16 protein-coding genes are annotated in these 18,124 nt (G+C 31.3%); all 16 read left to right on the top strand.

Annotated elements, in window-relative coordinates; all coding sequences use genetic code 11:
* The first annotated feature begins 942 nt into the window (after positions 1-942).
* The 16 genes from ACH2CJ_RS13660 to ACH2CJ_RS13585 all read left to right on the top strand — a co-directional run bounded on the left by ACH2CJ_RS13660 (position 943) and on the right by ACH2CJ_RS13585 (position 18,124).
* Positions 943-1,251, top strand: a complete 309-nt coding sequence (locus ACH2CJ_RS13660) for a hypothetical protein (RefSeq protein WP_394993455.1) — start codon at positions 943-945, stop codon at positions 1,249-1,251.
* Between the two features lie 207 nt (positions 1,252-1,458).
* Positions 1,459-2,730 (top strand): nucleotide sugar dehydrogenase, encoded by a 1,272-nt coding sequence (locus tag ACH2CJ_RS13655; protein ID WP_394993454.1) that lies wholly within the window; start codon positions 1,459-1,461, stop codon positions 2,728-2,730.
* Positions 2,727-3,857, top strand: coding sequence for a DegT/DnrJ/EryC1/StrS family aminotransferase (locus tag ACH2CJ_RS13650; protein WP_394993452.1), 1,131 nt, complete (start codon positions 2,727-2,729; stop codon positions 3,855-3,857). Before ACH2CJ_RS13655 ends, ACH2CJ_RS13650 begins: the two co-directional genes overlap by 4 nt.
* Positions 3,850-4,425: an acyltransferase gene (locus ACH2CJ_RS13645; RefSeq protein ID WP_394993450.1), complete on the top strand. Its 576-nt coding sequence runs from the start codon at positions 3,850-3,852 to the stop codon at positions 4,423-4,425. The genes ACH2CJ_RS13650 and ACH2CJ_RS13645 overlap by 8 nt, the downstream gene beginning before the upstream one ends.
* On the top strand, positions 4,422-5,318 hold the full coding sequence (locus ACH2CJ_RS13640; protein WP_394993449.1) for a Gfo/Idh/MocA family protein: 897 nt from the start codon (positions 4,422-4,424) through the stop codon (positions 5,316-5,318). The genes ACH2CJ_RS13645 and ACH2CJ_RS13640 overlap by 4 nt, the downstream gene beginning before the upstream one ends.
* 65 nt (positions 5,319-5,383) lie before the next feature.
* Positions 5,384-6,727, top strand: coding sequence for an oligosaccharide flippase family protein (locus ACH2CJ_RS13635; RefSeq protein ID WP_394993447.1), 1,344 nt, complete (start codon positions 5,384-5,386; stop codon positions 6,725-6,727).
* Positions 6,728-6,736: 9 nt separating this feature from the next.
* Positions 6,737-7,930, top strand: coding sequence for a glycosyltransferase (locus tag ACH2CJ_RS13630; RefSeq protein ID WP_394993446.1), 1,194 nt, complete (start codon positions 6,737-6,739; stop codon positions 7,928-7,930).
* Positions 7,931-8,359: 429 nt separating this feature from the next.
* Positions 8,360-9,232 carry an FkbM family methyltransferase gene (locus tag ACH2CJ_RS13625; RefSeq protein WP_394993445.1) on the top strand — a complete coding sequence of 291 codons (873 nt, stop codon included), beginning with the start codon at positions 8,360-8,362 and terminating at the stop codon, positions 9,230-9,232.
* 5 nt (positions 9,233-9,237) lie between these two features.
* Positions 9,238-10,413 (top strand): O-antigen ligase family protein, encoded by a 1,176-nt coding sequence (locus tag ACH2CJ_RS13620; protein ID WP_394993443.1) that lies wholly within the window; start codon positions 9,238-9,240, stop codon positions 10,411-10,413.
* Positions 10,414-10,527: 114 nt separating this feature from the next.
* Positions 10,528-11,709 carry a glycosyltransferase family 4 protein gene (locus ACH2CJ_RS13615; protein WP_394993442.1) on the top strand — a complete coding sequence of 394 codons (1,182 nt, stop codon included), beginning with the start codon at positions 10,528-10,530 and terminating at the stop codon, positions 11,707-11,709.
* 74 nt (positions 11,710-11,783) lie between these two features.
* A complete protein-coding gene (locus ACH2CJ_RS13610; RefSeq protein ID WP_394993440.1) occupies positions 11,784-12,629 on the top strand; it encodes a class I SAM-dependent methyltransferase in 846 nt (281 codons plus the stop codon).
* 11 nt (positions 12,630-12,640) lie between these two features.
* Complete coding sequence (locus tag ACH2CJ_RS13605) at positions 12,641-13,813, top strand: N-acetyl sugar amidotransferase (RefSeq protein ID WP_394993438.1); 1,173 nt, start codon at positions 12,641-12,643, stop codon at positions 13,811-13,813.
* The gene (gene hisH / locus ACH2CJ_RS13600) at positions 13,810-14,424 is read left to right on the top strand and encodes an imidazole glycerol phosphate synthase subunit HisH (protein ID WP_394993437.1); all 615 of its coding nucleotides are present in this window, start codon (positions 13,810-13,812) and stop codon (positions 14,422-14,424) included. The genes ACH2CJ_RS13605 and hisH overlap by 4 nt, the downstream gene beginning before the upstream one ends.
* Positions 14,425-14,426: 2 nt before the next feature.
* The gene (locus tag ACH2CJ_RS13595; RefSeq protein ID WP_394993436.1) at positions 14,427-15,203 is read left to right on the top strand and encodes an AglZ/HisF2 family acetamidino modification protein; all 777 of its coding nucleotides are present in this window, start codon (positions 14,427-14,429) and stop codon (positions 15,201-15,203) included.
* 40 nt (positions 15,204-15,243) lie between these two features.
* Entirely contained in the window at positions 15,244-17,172 is a 1,929-nt protein-coding gene (gene asnB, locus ACH2CJ_RS13590) for an asparagine synthase (glutamine-hydrolyzing) (protein ID WP_394993434.1), read from the top strand.
* Entirely contained in the window at positions 17,159-18,124 is a 966-nt protein-coding gene (locus ACH2CJ_RS13585) for a hypothetical protein (protein WP_394993433.1), read from the top strand. The genes asnB and ACH2CJ_RS13585 overlap by 14 nt, the downstream gene beginning before the upstream one ends.

Here is an 18,124-nt window from a genome sequence, read left to right as displayed (position 1 = left end):
TATATCAAGGTGTTCTTTGGACATCTAATTCTTTCTTTATTTTTGTTTTCGCACTACAAAAATATGAAAGAATTTTTTTATGCTCTTTGGACAACCTACCCTTCAGGGCTTAAATTGGGTCATAGCTTATGGGTTTCTACCAATATTTTGGCTCTACGAAGCTACTCGGATTTGAATGTGTTTGACGTTTTTTACAGTTGCATAAGATTACTACGACATAAAATTTGTGTTTTTTGTGACAAAAATTAGGGTAAAATCATTTTTTTAAATAAAAATAAATTTCCTCTTTCAAAAGATTATTTACGTATTTTTCATTTGGAAAAGTCTTGATAACCAAGTGGTAGCGTAAATTTACGTCGTAAAGTTACCTCTATTGAATTTACCATATATTTTAATACTCCCCCAATACATAAGAAATAAAATGAAAATTTACGCACTTTTATTTTAGATAATAATAAAAAATTCTATCTTTGCCGTATCTCCAATGTGGAGATTATCCTAATACATTGTATATCAAGAGAGAGACTTACAAAAAGGATTAAAATAACGTGTAATAAAACAGTCATGAGAGCTTTGTTGTCAATGTTTTTTTTTACAATAAAAGCTATTATTTATTTTGCTGGGAATAAGTGAGGTTTTCCTAATTTACCAATCAAAATTTACAAACGCTGCCAGTGTTGTTAAACGTTTATATCTTTCTTTTTAACTTAGCTCTTTTCCTATACATTATTTTAGAAGTTTAGATGGCTTATATGCAAAAAGCCCTTCTCCTGGCAGGGAAAAGGACTTTTAAGAACTGTTTTTATCAATTTCGATTCAAAAATAGTTGCTTGCATTGAGAAATAAAACTTATAAAAAGGATATTTTTTTAAAAGCCTAAAAAACAGTATCATGGCTTATTTAAAAAAGTCCTCGAAGGACTTCGAAAATGCTATCAAAAGGATGGCAAGTTTAAAATCGATTGATCCTGCATTGGATCTCGGAAATGGGTTGAGTGTTGAAACTTACCAACAGAGCATTGACCAAGTTGCCAATGTAATGGAAGCCTACAACACACAATTATCTTTGGCAGACTCGCTCAATAGTAGTCTCAAAGAAAAAGAAAAATTGCTACGTTCGTTCACCGAACGGATGTTGACTGGGGTAGCTGCCAAATTTGGTAAAGACTCTGAGCAGTACCAAAAAGCAGGTGGTACTAAAAAATCAGAACGCAAAAAACCTAAGCGAAAAATAGCTAAAGTAGCTGCCTGATTAACAAAAAACTCCTCAATTTTGGGGAGTTTTTTTATGCCATTTTTGCCGAATAATAAATTTTTCAATAACCATGGTTATTGAGTAAAAATAAAGCCTTAATTTTGGAAAATATTTATACATTAAATTTTCTTGGACATGGTATCTTTTTGTACTCAAACGTCCAAAGTTGTTATTTCTAATTAACACAAATTTTGTTTTTAAATTATGCTTGAACCTGACCTAAAAAATGTTGAAATTGCTGTGATTGGTTTAGGGTATGTTGGTTTACCTTTAGCTGTGGAGTTTGGAAAAAAATATAAAACCACAGGATTTGATATAAATCAAGCTCGAATCGACGAGTTAAAAAATGGGTATGACCGAACAAGGGAAACCAGCGGAGAAGACCTTGCTTCATCGGTATATTTACAATATGAATCAAATTCGCAAGCTTTAATGGCTAATGTTTATATTGTTACTGTTCCTACACCAATAGATGCCTATAAAAAACCAGATTTAACACCCCTCATTAAAGCTTCCGAAACTGTTGGTAAAGTATTGAAACAAGGAGATATTGTAATTTATGAATCTACAGTTTACCCAGGTTGTACAGAAGAAGACTGTGTACCTGTTTTAGAGAAATACAGTGGATTAACGTTTAATGAGGGATTTTATTGTGGTTATTCCCCTGAAAGAATAAACCCAGGAGATAAAGAACGCACTTTGACTAAAATCTTGAAAATAACATCAGGTTCTACCTCTGAAACTGCCGATTTTGTAGATAATTTATATAATTCTATTCTGGAAGCGGGTACACACAAAGCTCCATCCATCAAAGTTGCCGAAGCGGCAAAGTTGATAGAAAACTGCCAAAGAGATGTCAATATTTCTTTTGTAAACGAATTGGCTTTGATATTTGATAGAATAGGAATTGACACAACCGAAGTCCTTGATGCAGCAGGAAGTAAATGGAATTTCTTGAAATTTAAACCCGGCTTAGTTGGAGGGCATTGTATAGGCGTTGACCCTTATTACATGATTCATAAGGCAGAGAGTTTGGGGTATTTTCCAGCAGTAATTGGTGCTGGTAGAAGAATTAATGACAATATGGGAATTTTTGTTGCGAATAAAGTCATCAAATTGATGATTCAAAAAGGTATTCAGATTAAGGGAGCAAAAGTTTTGATTTTGGGAATAACCTTTAAAGAAAATTGCCCTGATATTAGAAATACCCGAGTCGTTGATATTTATGCCGAACTAAAGGATTATGGTTTAGAGGTAGATGTATATGACCCTTGGGCCGATAAAAATGAAGTAAAACACGAATATGGCGTAAGTTTGACCGAAAATTTAGACTATGTTTATGATGCTGCAGTTTTAGCAGTTTCACATGATTTGTTTAATGATTTAGAAATAAATAAACTTCTAAAAAAATCTATTTATGTGCTTTATGACATCAAAGGTTTTTATAATAAATTAGAAGTAGATGCAAGGCTATGAGAAAAATACAAATGGTGGACTTGCAAAGCCAGTATCAAAAAATAAAAACTGATATTGATTTTGCTATTCAGGAAATAATCAATGATGCTGTTTTTATAAAAGGCCCAAAGGTAGCTGCTTTTCAGCAAAAATTGGAAGAGTTTTTAGGCGTTCAAAATGTTATTACTTGTGGAAATGGCACTGATGCCTTACAAATAGCAATGATGGCATTAGACCTCAAAGCAGGTGATGAAGTCATTGTTCCAGCCTTTACTTATGTTGCCACTGCCGAAGTAATTGGTTTATTGGGACTTACGCCTGTAATGATTGATGTTGACCCAAAAACATTTAATATTACTGGCGAATTAGTAAAACAAGCCCTTTCAAATAAGACAAAGTTAATTGTTCCAGTGCACTTATTTGGGCAATGTACTGACATGGACGACATTTTGGAAATTACCAAAGAAAATAATTTATTTGTCATTGAGGATACAGCACAAGCAATAGGTGCTATTTATACTGATAAAAATGGCATTTCTCGTAAAGCAGGAACGATGGGAACGATTGGCAGCACTTCGTTTTTTCCGTCAAAAAATTTAGGATGTTATGGCGATGGTGGAGCGGTTTATACTAATGATAAAGCATTAGGGCAAAAATTACAGATGATTGCCAATCACGGGCAACCTAAGCAATATACACATGATATTATAGGTATAAATTCTCGCTTAGATGCTATTCAAGCAGCGGTTTTGTTAGAAAAATTGAAGCATTTAGAGGAATACAATCAACAAAGATTGCAAGTTGCTGATTTTTATGATGATATATTTAAGGATTTAAATGCCTTAGAAATTCCATTTAGAAATCCAAATTCCACGCACGTATTTCATCAATATACCTTGAAAGTAAAAAATGGTAAACGTGATGCTCTGAAAGCGTTTTTGGCAGAAAAAAGTGTTCCTGCCATGATTTATTATCCAAAACCATTGCATCACCAAAAAGCCTATCAAAATTTAGGAAGACGAGTAGGCGATTTAAGTATTTCGGAGCAACTTTGCCAAGAAGTATTATCCTTGCCGATTCATACTGAAATGGACGAAGAACAATTAAATTATATTACAAACGTAGTTTTGGAATTTTTTCATGGATAAACAATATTTTGCTCATGAGTCAGCTTATGTTGATGAAGGTTGCTTGATTGGTGAAGGTACAAAAATTTGGCATTTTTCTCATATTATGTCTAACTGCACTATTGGGAAAAGTTGCAATATTGGTCAAAATGTCGTAATTTCACCAGAAGTTATTTTGGGGAATAATGTAAAAATACAGAACAACGTTTCGATTTATACAGGCGTAACCTGTGACGATGATGTATTTTTAGGACCTTCGTGTGTTTTTACAAATGTAACAAATCCAAGAAGTGCTGTAAATAGAAGAGGGCAATATACTAAAACCCATGTAGGTAAAGGAGCAAGTATAGGTGCAAATGCGACCATCGTTTGTGGGCATGACATTGGCAAATATGCTTTCGTAGGTGCTGGTGCTGTTGTTACAAAAAATATAGCAGATTATGCTTTAGTAGTAGGTAATCCTTCCAAACAAATAGGCTGGATTAGCGAATTTGGACATCGACTGATATTTGATAAAAACGGAGAAGGAATTTGCCCAGAAATTAAAGATATATATATATTAGAAAACGGAAAAGTAAATAAGAAATGAAGCGTTTTGCATTGATTGGAGCGGCAGGATACATTGCCCCACGCCACATGAAAGCCATAAAAGATAATGGCAATGATTTAGTTGCTGCTTTTGACCCTTATGATGGCGTTGGTATTATGGATAGTCATTTTCCGAATGCTGATTTTTTTACCGAATTTGAAAGATTTGATAGGCATATTGATAAACTTCGCAGACAAGGAAACCCTATAGATTTTATTAGTATTTGTTCGCCGAATTATTTGCATGATGCCCATATTCGTTTTGGACTTCGCTCTGGTTGTGATGTAATATGTGAAAAACCATTAGTATTGAATCCTTGGAATGTAGATGCATTGCAAGAAATTGAGGCAGAAACAGGCAAAAAAGTTAATACAATATTGCAGTTAAGGCTTCATGATAGCATTATTGCTTTGCGTGATAAAGTATTAAATGGACCGAAAGATAAAATCTATGATGTTGATTTAAAATATATGACCTCTCGAGGTAAATGGTATCATCATAGCTGGAAAGGGGATATGGCAAAGTCCGGTGGAATCGCAACTAACATAGGAGTACATTTTTTTGATATGCTTACATGGGTTTTTGGTAATGTTGAAGAAAATATTGTTCATCAACATAAAGAAGATACAGCCTCAGGATTTTTGAAATTAGAAAGAGCAAGAGTGAATTGGTTTTTGAGCATAGATTATGACCAAATACCAGAAGAAGTAAGATTAAAAGGCAAAAGAACTTTTAGAACCTTGCAAATGGAAGGTAAAGAAATAGAGTTTTCTGATGGTTTTACTGAATTGCATACACATAGTTATCACGAGATATTGAAAGGAAATGGATTTGGGTTGTCAGATTGTATAAAAGCAATTGAAATTGTAAGTAATATTAGGAAATATTTATAAAATAAGGGGCTATTAGAATGAATGTATTTACCTATATAAAACAATCATTTAGCCTACCAGTAATTATGCAAACCCTATATAATATTCTGCCTCACAAGTTTGAAATTTATCTAAAAAAACTAATGAGTTCGGAAATAAATAGCTATTTAATAAAAGGAGCTTTTTGGGTAATTTCAAGCACTATTATTTCTAAACTATTGGTTATTTTAGCCTCTTTGGTTAATTCCAGATTGCTTGGACAAACTATTTATGGAGAGTTTGCAATAATTCGGTCTACAATAAATATGTTTACAGCTTATACAGGTTTAGGTATTGCTTTAACCTCAACTAAATATATTTCAGAATATAGAAAAAAAAACAAAGAAAAAACAGCCCGAATCATAGCTTTATCAAACGTAATAGTTTTTTTTTCTGGTTTATTTTTTGTTTGTGTTATTATTGTTTTTGCACCGATTATTTGTCAAAAAATGTTAAAGGCTCCAAGCCTAATTGAAGAAATTAGATTAGGCTCATTTATTATGTTTTTTACAGGGTTAAACGCTTTACAATTAGGTATTTTGTCTGGTTTTCAATGCTTCAAAATAATAGCAAAAAATAGCTTATGGGCGGGTTTTTTTGCTTTTTTCGCTCAGATTTATGGTTGCTATTTTTGGGGTTTAGATGGTTCAATTGTTGGGTTAGGAACAGGTTTTTTAATTTTATGGCTTTTTAACTTTTTTTCAATAAGAAAAATCACTCGTAATCAATATTATATTTCATTTTTTTCTAAATCAATTTTTAAAGAATTACCTATACTTTGGCAATTTAGTATGCCAACTTTTTTGACAGCAATTGTCGTTGAATCAACAATTTGGGCTGGTAATGCTATACTTGTTAGTCAACCAAATGGGTTTAATGAAATGGCAATTTTCGATATTTCAAACCAATGGAGAATTGCTATTGTATTTATTCCATCAATTCTTTCCCAGCTTACTTTGCCTTTATTGTCATCTAATGTTGATGATGAAAAAACCTATTCTTCAATCTTTTTTAAAAATTTAAAAATAAACACAATTATTTCTATCACTATAGGCATAGTATTTGCTGCATTTTCCCCACTTATTCTTAAATTATATGGTGAATCTTACGTTTCAACTAAATTTGTCTTGATTCTATTGGTAGTATCAACTGTTTTGACATCCATAAATTCATTAATTTGGCAGATAACGGTCAGTAATGGGGATATGTGGCTGAATTTTATTATTAATGTATTTTGGGGTAGTGTTCTAATAGTAAGTGCATATCTATTTAGTAAATATTTAGTTTTAAACGCTTTAAATATGGCCTTTTCATATTTAATTGCATATTGTGTACAAACTGGCTTGCTATTTATTTATTTTAAATATTATCAAAAACTTATAAAAATATAGCTCATAAACTTGAAAAAAATTATCCATATAGTACCAAGTTGGCCATCAAAATACAGACGATACGATTGTGTTTTTTTATATGAACAGGTAAAAAATTTGGCTCTTCGTTCAGAATATCAATACGTAGTTATTGTGGGTTATCCGATAGGATGGTACATAAAAAATAAAATAATTTGGTTTTTAGATAAACCACTATTGATTGACCTGCCAAATGTGAAAATACATTATTTTTTTTATCCAAATATTTTTAGATTTAATAGATTTTTTAACAAAATTGCTTATTTTATTATAAAAAAATATTTTAAAATTTCTATTAAAAACTCAGCAAACTATTTAATTCATGCTCATTTTTTAAATATAGCTGATTTTGCTCTGAAATTAGCAAAGGACTTTAAAGCTCAGTTTTTTTTAACAGAGCATACAGGAAAATTTAGTATGTATAAAGAGCTTTATCAATTTAGTTGGGATGAGGTTAAAAATATATTAAAATCTTCAAATCAAACTATAGTTGTAAGCCCATCATTAAAAAATACGATTACAAAACTAACAAATCAAAAAATTGGTGAAAATATTTCTGTTATTCCGAATGGAATAGATTTAGCAAAATTTTTTCCACTAAATAGAAATAATCAGACAGCCCCATTCAAATTATTGTATATCGGCAATTTGTTAGAAACAAAAGGGGTGAAGGTATTGTTAGATGCCTATTTATTGATTTCTAAGGAAAAAACTTTTCATCTGAGTATCATAGGTGATGGTGATTTACTTGAATATTGCAACAACTTTATTTTGAAAAATAATTTACAAGAATATGTGAAGATATTTGGAGCGATACCCAATCAAGAGTTGCCTCAAATTATTAACCAAAACCATTTATTATTACTTCCAAGTTATAGTGAGGGCTTTGGGGTAGTAGTTATTGAGGCTGTTTCATGTGGTACTCCTGCAATAGCTACTGCATGTGGGGGTCCAGAATTTATCATTAACGATCCGTCGCTCGGAAAAATAATCCCGATTGGCGATGTAACTGCGTTAGCACAAGCAATAGAAAATGTTCGTGCAAATTATGATTATAATACGTTAGAAATGCACAATAACATGAAAGAAAGATTTGGTTGGGAAGTAATTGCTCAGCAAATTTTAAAAAAATACGATTCCTTTTTTATTAAAAGAAACTTAAATGAAGGATTTTTAGAGGAGTAAATACCCAACTTTTTGGGTAGAATAAAAGTAAATATTTTTAGACAAATTTAACTTAAAGTAAAACAACCTTTTATGAACCTACTCATTGTTCAAGCTGATAGCCAAACAGTCTAACTCTTTAATTAGTATTGAGCAAAGTGACAATATTTGTCAATCATGGTTAAAATGGCTTCCCTTGGAAATTACTTTTCTTTAAAAAGTTATATTACCGCACATTCTGCTGCTTATATTTTGTTTCTTACAAGTCCAATCATTGGTTTCTTTTAAAAATACAAAAGGAAAATGGGTAGAAGCCTGTTTTCCGCACAAAATGGCCCAAAAACGAGGTAAAAAAGCCTTAAAATTTGCTCATTATAAGCAATTTATGAGTTTTCAAGGAAGACCTAAAATAATAAATGATATAAACTCAATAATTTAAAAACAATAATAATGAAAAGAATAGTTAAATCAATTTACAAAATAATTCCTTTTAAACATGCATTATTAAAATTTATTAAAACATTTTGGACTCCACCCCAATATTTAAGAAATGGGCTTCGATTTAATGGTATCATAAAAATAGAAATAGATAATGGAAAGTTTTTTAAAATGTCAAATAAAATGTACGCCATTGAAAATGAATTTTTTTGGCTTGGAAAATCTAATGATTGGGAAAAACAATCTTTGCGTATATGGGAAACATTATGCAAAGGAAAGTCAATAATATTCGATATAGGGGCAAACACAGGTATATACTCTCTAATTGCTAAAACCGTCAATCCAAATTGTCAAGTATTTGCTTTTGAACCTCAGCCCAATATCAATCGTTCACTAAATGAGAATAATCAATTAAACAAATTAAATATTACTTGTGAGAAGGTTGCTCTATCAGATACCAACGGAACTGCAAGTTTCTTCAATTATGGTGATGCCGCTTTTACAGGAAATACAACTGCTGGAAGCCTAAATAAACTGCACCGACCTGAAGATCAACATTCGATTGATGTTGAGTGCCAAACTTTGGCTACTTATATTGAAAAGAACAACCTAAGTAAGATAGAATTGATGAAGATTGATGTTGAAACACATGAAATCGAAGTGATAAATGGAATGGGGAAATACTTAGAACAATTTAAGCCTATTATTCTGATTGAAATAATTGATGATAAAATAGGTGATTACGTATTCGAAAAATTTTCAAAACTTAGCTATAAATTCTATTATATTGATGATATTAAAGGTATGTCGTCTACTGTTAATAATTTAAAACACAGGGAATATAATAATTATATTTTGTCGCCGTTTGAATTACCTTTTCTATAATCAAAATGGATAAAAAATATTGGATATTTCTGATAATAATTACACTTGGATTTGGTAATTTGGGGGGGTCTTTTCAGCCGAGTAGGTTGTTGTTAATAATATCAATTGTATTTTTGAGAATAAAAATTAGGAATAATGTTAGATTATCTTCGACTATTGGCTTAATTGTTTGTGCCATTTGGTTTATTTATAGTTTAATAACTTTAATTTGGAGTACCTCACCGTTAATTGGGTTGAATTCTGAAATAATAGCAAATTCAATTGGAATGTTATCATTATTAGTTTTTAGTAATTTTCCTAATGAAAAATATCTTATTTCTACAATTCGAAACGGTTGGATATGTGGATTAGGAATTACAATCTTAATGGGTGTTTATGAAGTTTATACTGGTAATCACTTTTGGTATGCAGAGGATGATAGGATACTTGGAGGTATAGGTATTGAAGTTCCATATGCAACTGGATTCTTTGGGAACAGTAATAATTATTGTACTTTTATAATCCTTTGTTTTCCATATGCATTGTGGTTGTTTTTTGAAACACACAAAATCGTTTTCAAACTAATTTTATTAGCCCTTATTTTAACATGTACATTTTTAATTTTTATTGATGGAAGCCGAATGGCAACAATCGTTTTATTATTTCAATCAATATACTTTTTAATTTCGTTTGCTAAAAATATTTTTAAGAATATAATCATAGTTTTAATAATTGCAGTAGCTCTTTTTATTTATGTGCCATGGGATGCCTTATTTTTAGTTTTGAATTATAGAGGTGCAAATTTTGAAGAAGATTCAAGATCTGTTATGGTTTTAGCCGGCTTAAAAATGTTGGTAATGTCCTATGGCTTTGGTGTTGGTGCTGGCAGTTTTGAAGATTATGCAATAAACATGAATAATTTTGATCATATAAGTAATCCTCATAACTTGTTTTTGGAAATAGTTTCACAATATGGTTGGATAATTTTTACTTTATTTAACTTTTGGTTATTTCACATTTTTATAAAATCAATAAAAAATACTACTATAAGTAAAGGTGCGAAAGTAACTGTTCAAATCTTAATATTAACAATTCCCTTAATTGGAGCTATAAATAGTATTGCACTTGGAACTACTTGTTGGTGGGTTTGCTTTTCCTCCTTGGCAGTAATTGTTGATAGTCGTCAAATTCAAGAAACATAATATTTAACATTTTCATTGGAGTTCAATTTCTTTGCCTAAATATTGACTCTTTATTGAAGATATTTTGGGAACGGATACGTATTTGTTAAGCATTAATCCAATTTACAAATTGATATGAAAATAGTAATGCTATGCGAGTTTTTTAATAAAGATTTAGAGTATCAAGAGAATTTATTAGCCAAATATTATACCAAACACAAGCACGAAGTAGTAGTTATTGCTTCTACTGTTGATTCTGTTTTTGATTATTATGCTGATAAACATGACATCAATGCTCCCACGAGAGAATATTTTTATCAAGGTGTAAAAATAATTAAACTTCAATATAAATGGATTTACCTTAAAAATAGGCTTAGAAAATATAAAGATATAACACCTATTCTTGAAAAAGAAAAACCTGATTTGATATACGTACATGATATCATGTTAAATATAAATGAGGCTGTTAGGTACAAAAAGAAAAATCCAAAATGTAAAATGATTATGGATTACCATGCCGATTATAGCAATTCTGCTTCTGGTTGGCTTTCTCTTAACATTTTGCATAAAATTATAAGGCGTAGATTTTATTTAGATAAAGCCAGAAAACACATTAGTAAGTTTTTTCCGATTGTACCCGCAAGTTTTGTTTTCCTAAATGAAGTTTATGCTGTGCCATACTCCGAAATGGAATTATTGCCTTTGGGGGCAGATACAGACTTAGGCAATGAAATAAGAGCAAAAAAAGAAGGATTGGTTATTAGAGAAAAATTAAATATTCCGAAAGATGCCTTTGTGGTATTTTCTGGGGGTAAACTTCACTCCAATAAGAAAACAGAGTTATTGATAGAGGCTTTTTTAAAGGTACAAACACCTCAATTACATCTCATTATTGTAGGCGATTCAAGTGCAGCAGACAAATCTTATAAAGAACAACTATTGAAACTCGCCAATAAGCACCCCAACATTCACTTTGTAGGATGGCTCAATAATTTAGAAGTCTATAAACACCTTGATGCCGCCGATATCGCTGTTTTTCCAGCAAGTCAGTCAATTTTATGGCAACAAGCCATCAGCATGAGGCTACCATTGATTGCTGGCGATACAGGTAGCCAATCTATTGCTTACCTGAATGAATTTGGCAATATTATCATTCTCAATAAAGATGAAATTAATATTGAGGTAATTTCAGATAACATTCAAAAACTTATAACTAATACTCAACTACGAAATGAGATGAAAATAGGTGCAGAAAAAATAACAAATAAATTGCTCAATTGGGATACGCTCATTCTAAAAACCTTACAATATAATTAGCATAACTGCCCAAAAGGATTGATATTCAAAATTTTAACACTAATTTTAAAGAATATTTTCAACAATTATTGAATATGAATAAACCAAATACCGAGATTATTCCTTGTCCATATTGCAGCAGCCTCGAATATAAGACATGGGCGATTGACAATGGATTCACAGCTGTACAATGCAACAACTGTAATTTAGTTTATGTTAATCCCCGCCCTCTGTCCTCAATGATAGACGAGGCTGTTAGAACGGGCACTCATAGTCAAGAAGCCAATTCTAAAAATGTTATAACTCGTCGAATTGATAGTAAAGTACAAATATATAGAAAAATATTTAATGACATATTTAGTGATGTTTGGCAAAAACAAAAAACCATATCGTGGTTAGATGTAGGTGCAGGATTTGGTGAAATCGTAGAAGCAATAAGCTTTGTAGCCCCAAAAGGAAGCAACATACAAGGCTTAGAGCCAATGAAACCGAAAGCTGAACACGCAAGATCAAGAGGTTTAGTGATACATGATGGCTATATTGAAAGTGTAACAGAAAAATTTGATGTTATATCTTTAGTAAATGTTTTTTCTCACATACCTGATTTTAGAGGTTTTCTGAAGGATGCAAAAGGTGTTTTAAATAAAAATGGAGAAATTTTTATAGAAACAGGAAATGCAGCAGAATTTAGTCGAAACAAAGTTCCGGGCGAAATATCACTACCTGATCACCTTGTTTTTGCAGGCGAATCTCACATGAGAGGCTTTTTAGAAGAAGCGGGATTTGAGGTAATTAGTATCAAGAAAGCAAGAATTGATACTTGGTTTGAATTTGTTAAAGATATTGTGAAATTCATCATTAGAAGACCGATTGTCTTATCATTACCCTATACATCACCTTATCGGAGTTTGCGTATTCGAGCGAGATTAAGTTCAAAATAAACCCTTAAAGCATGAATTCGCTCAAAATAAATACTTATCAGAAAATGAAAAAATCAACATACCAAATTTGTACAAAATGTGTCATGGATACGACTGATTCTGTCATAACTTTTGACGAACAGGGAGTTTGTGACCATTGTCAAAATTATTATAAAAATATTCTGCCAAATTGGAATACTGGTAAAGAAGGAACAAAAAAGCTCGAAGCAATTATTCAGAAAATAAAGGAAGATGGCAAAGGGCGAGATTTTGACTGTATTTTGGGCATGAGTGGCGGAGCTGACAGCTCTTATATGTTACATTTGGTTGTTAAAGAATTCGGGCTTCGCCCTTTAGTTTTTCATGTTGATGGTGGTTGGAATTCAGAACTTGCTGTTAGTAATATTGAGGTTATGATTGATAAATTGGGTCTTGATCTTTATACCGAAGTAATCAATTGGGAAGAAATGAAAGATTTTCAATTGGCATTTTTCAAAGCAAGTGTTCCACATATCGACATACCTCAGGACCACGCTTTTATAGCTACGCTATATAATTTTGCAGATAAATATAAAATAAAATATATACTTAACGGTGGTAATTACTCAACGGAATGTATCAATAACCCCAAAGAATGGCTATATTTTGGAACAGATATGGCTCAAATCAGAGATATTCATAAGCAATTTGGTAGTATTCCACTAAAAGATTATCCATTCAGTAGCGTACTCAGGCATAAATTTTACCTTCGTTATGTCAAAGGTATTCAGGTCGTAAAACCCCTTAATTTTATGCCATATATTAAGGATGATGCCATGAATTTTTTGAAGGAAACTTACGGCTGGCAGCCATATCCTCAGAAACATTTCGAATCTCGATTTACTCGCTTTTATGAAGGATATTGGCTACCTAAGAAGTTTGGATATGATACAAGGAAAGTACAATATTCAAGTTTGATTTTGACCAAACAAATGACTCGTGAGGAAGCTTTAGAAAAATTAAAATACCCCGCAATTGATGAAGAAATAGCCGCTCAAGACTTTGAGTATATTGCGACGAAACTTGGTATATCGGTTGCAGACTTGCAAAGTTATATGGATGCACCTAATAAAACATATAAAGATTATAAAAACCAAGAAAAAATGTTTAAGGTGGGGACAAAAGTAATGTCTTGGTTAGGTTTAGAAAACTCGCCTAAAAGATGATAGGAATAATTAATTATGGTTCTGGAAACATCTATGCTATCGCAAATTTACATAAGCGATTAAATATTCCATATTTTCTTAGTGAAAATCATGAGGAACTTCAAAAAGCTGATAAACTTATTCTTCCTGGTGTAGGAGCATTTGACGAAACTATGCGAATGTTACATAATTCTGGTTTGAAAAGCTTATTAGATGAATTAGTCTTAGTAAATAAGGTTCCAATTATGGGCGTTTGTGTAGGTATGCAAATTATGGCAAATGGTAGTGAAGAAGGTAAACTGGATGGTTTTGGTTGGATAAAGGGAAAAGTTAAGAAGATTGATGAAAAACTACTTTTACATAAACCCTATATACCACACATGGGTTGGAATGAAATTAACCCTACAAGGCAGTCTGACTTATTTAAAAATATTGATACACAAAAGGGGTTCTATTTTTTGCATAGTTATTATTTTTCATGCGAAAATGAATCAGATACCTTGGCTTATACTAATTATGGCAAACAATTTTCAAGTGTGGTAAATCTTGAAAATGTGTATGGGGTACAGTTTCATCCTGAAAAAAGTCATAGTAACGGTATAAATATATTTAAAAACTTCGCTAATCTATAAATATGCTTAGACCCAGAATTATTCCTTGTCTACTCGTACATAACAAAGGTCTTGTAAAAACAGTAAAATTTAAAGACCCCAAATATGTAGGTGATCCAATCAATGCCGTGAAAATTTTTAATGAAAAAGAAGTTGACGAGTTGATAGTGATAGATATTGATGCTACCGTTCAGAATAAAGAACCCAATTTTGAGATGATAAAAAACTTAGCTGTTGAATGCAGAATGCCATTTTGCTATGGAGGTGGTGTGAAAACTGTTGAACATGCAAGAAAAATCATTAATTTGGGAGCAGAAAAAGTAGCGATTAGTGCGAGTGCCATAGAAAATTCAAATCTTGTTTCTGATATTGCACAAGCAGTAGGTAGTCAAAGTGTAGTTGTAATATTAGATGTCAAGAAAAAAATATTAGGAGGTTATGAGGTTTATACTCATAATGCTAAAAAAGGGACAGGTAAATCTCCTATTGAATTAGCAAAGCAATTTGAAGCACTTGGTGCTGGCGAAATCGTACTCAATTCAATAGACAATGATGGCGTAATGAAAGGCTATGATATTACAATAATTGATAAAATTAGAGAGGCTACAAGTTTACCCATAACTATTCTTGGTGGTGTTGGTAGCCTTCAAGACATAGAAAAGGCTATTAGCCGATACGGTATTATTGGCGTTGCGGCTGGCAGTTTATTTGTTTTTAAAGGTGTTTACAAAGCAGTTTTAATCAACTATCCTAATAAAGAAGACAAAGATAAAATCATTGGAGAGAATTTTAAAAATTAAGGTTAGAAATTATTTATTGCTTTCAAAATTAAGTTAGAAAATGTGTGGAATAATCGGTGTAATTGCCAAAGAAAATCAAGGCTTTATTCAAGAAGGTATTGAAAGAATTGCTCATCGAGGTCCAGACGATAGTGGTTTATTTAGCGATGATTTTATAGCTCTTGGGCAACGTCGCTTATCAATACAAGATCTTTCGTCAAATGGGCATCAACCAATGTTTACCCAAGATGGGCGTTATTGTATAATTTTCAATGGCGAAATTTATAACCACTGGGAAATAAGAGCCCAAATTGAAAGTAAATATCCTTTCAAATCTTCAAGCGATACCGAAACCATTTTATATGGTTATATTGAATATGGTGAAAATATATTTAATCAACTCAATGGGATTTTTGCCCTCGCCATTTATGATACTCAAACACAAGATTGTATTATAGTACGAGACCAATTTGGTATAAAACCACTCTATTATTACCAAAAAGACAATGTTTTTGGTTTTGCTTCCGAAATAAAAGCACTTTCAGTTCTTCCAAATTTTGATACAACACTCAACCATGAAGCCTTAATTAATTACCTTCATTTTTTGTATAGCCCAGCCGAAAAAACACCATTTTTGAATGTGAAAAAACTACTTGGAGGGCATTATATTAAATTTAATGCAAAGGAGTTTTTAAATACCACGCCAAATGAAGCAGCTCCAATACAAGCAAAAAAATACTATGATATTCCTTTCAATGGGCAATATTCGACTAAGACTGAAGCAGAATTAATTGATGAATTAGATGAAAAACTATTCAATGCAGTTAAACGACAATTGCTTTCTGATGTTCCAGTAGGATTTTTTCTATCGGGTGGTTTAGATTCGAGTGCCGTAGTGGCAATGGCAAAAAAAGCTATGCCCAATAAAAGATTAAAATGCTACACAATTGATGCTGGTGAAATTGAGGCAGAAGGTTTTGCCAATGACCTCCATTATGCTAAATTAGTAGCTAAACATTTAGACGTAGATTTAGAAATCGTTGAGGGAAAGGTGGATATAATTCAAGATTTCGATAAAATGATTTATCATTTAGACGAACCCCAAGCCGACGCAGCACCACTCCATGTATTAAATATCTGTAAAAAAGCACGCCAACAAGGATACATTGTATTATTGGGTGGTACTGCTGGAGATGATCTATTTTCAGGGTATAGAAGACATCAAGCATTGGGGTATGAGAAATTCTTTGAGAAAATACCATTGATAGGACGTAAATTTTTAAAGAAAATAGCCTCAAATGCTATACTAAGTAGCAATAATAACACTTTAAGGCGTATCAAAAAAATACTTAATGATATAGACAAAACTAAATTAGAACGTATGGCGGGATATTATGCTTGGCTAAATATAGATAAAAATAAAAACCTTTTTAATCCAAACATAAAAAAAGAAATTGAAAATTATTATCCATCAGATATTCTTATCAATTCCTTGAAAAACATTCCTTCCGAAACATCTGAATTAAATCAAATGCTTTATTGGGAAATGAAATATTTTCTAACTGACCACAATCTTAATTATACAGATAAGTTGAGTATGGCTGTTGGCGTGGAAGTTCGTGTCCCTTTTTTAGACAAAGAATTAGTGGAATTTAGTGTTAAAATTCCTCCAGACTTAAAACTAAAGGGTAAGACGACCAAATATCTTCTTAAAAAGGTAATGGAGCGTTATTTACCTAAAGATATAATATATAGACCAAAATCGGGCTTTGGTGCTCCAATTAGAGATTGGATTTTAAATGATTTAAGACCATTAATAAATGAACGTCTTAATCTTGAATCATTAAAAGAAATGAATGTGTTTTCAGAAAAAGAAGTACAATTATTGATAAACGAAAATCAAAAAGGGAATATAGATGCCTCTTATAGCGTTTTGTGTTTACTATCAATCGTTTCATGGATAAAACAATTCAAAGATGTTTCAAAGTAAGGTATATAAATTAGTAAGTATAAATATAATCATTTCTTTAATAATATTATTTATACTACCCCCACAAACAAAGATAGATTTACGATGGATATTATTTGCAAAAAGGATAGAAAGTAAAACACCATTTTTATATCCCCCAAAAAAACTTTTAGATTCACTACCAGATTTTTTGATTTACAAAAAAAAATATTTAAAAGATATTATAGATAACTATAAAATTAGTCTATTGGTATCGAAAAAAATGGATGACTCCATCAGTACTATTAAAAAAGCACAAGCGATAGGTCTTTTATACTCTAAAAATGGAGGTTCTGGTTGTGGAGAAAAAAGTGATAATTTGATAGAAAACATAAAATGGTTAAGTCAAGAAAATGGACATGGTTGTTGTTCTGACCATGCTCAGACATTTTTAGCTATATCAATTATAAATGGGGTGTTTTCAAGAGAAGTACACCATATTGGTCACACTTTTAATGAATTCTATGACCCTTATTGGAAAAAATGGATATGGATTGATAGTCAATTTTGTCTAATGGCTCAAAATAATAAAGGAGAATATTTGAGCCTTTATGAATTAAATAATATTATTGAAAAAAAAGAAAAGTTTAGATGGGTCTTTTTTGGGACATCTAAACATAAATTTTATTCAATATTACCTTCTACGGATATTAATTTTCAAGTTTCAAATTTTCAAACTATGATAATGACTTTAGGAAATAATGTATTTGAGGTCGATTATTATAATCAAAAATTATCATGGTTGTCAAAGGAAGTTAGGCAAATTATCCTAATAATATTAAAAAAGCAACCTAAATATCTAATTTATGATCCCCATAATAATTTTTATAAATCAATTAATCAAAGTCAAAATCAAATAATCGCATTTTGTTTGTTTATAATTGTGCTAAATATTGTTTTGTATCGCATGATTAACATAAAGAAAAGAGTTTAA

Origin of the sequence: Emticicia sp. (genome assembly GCF_043780375.1) — a bacterium.
Lineage (GTDB): Bacteria > Bacteroidota > Bacteroidia > Cytophagales > Spirosomataceae > Emticicia.
Note: the sequence above shows the minus strand (reverse complement) of the source record. Positions and strands in the feature narration are given on the sequence as shown.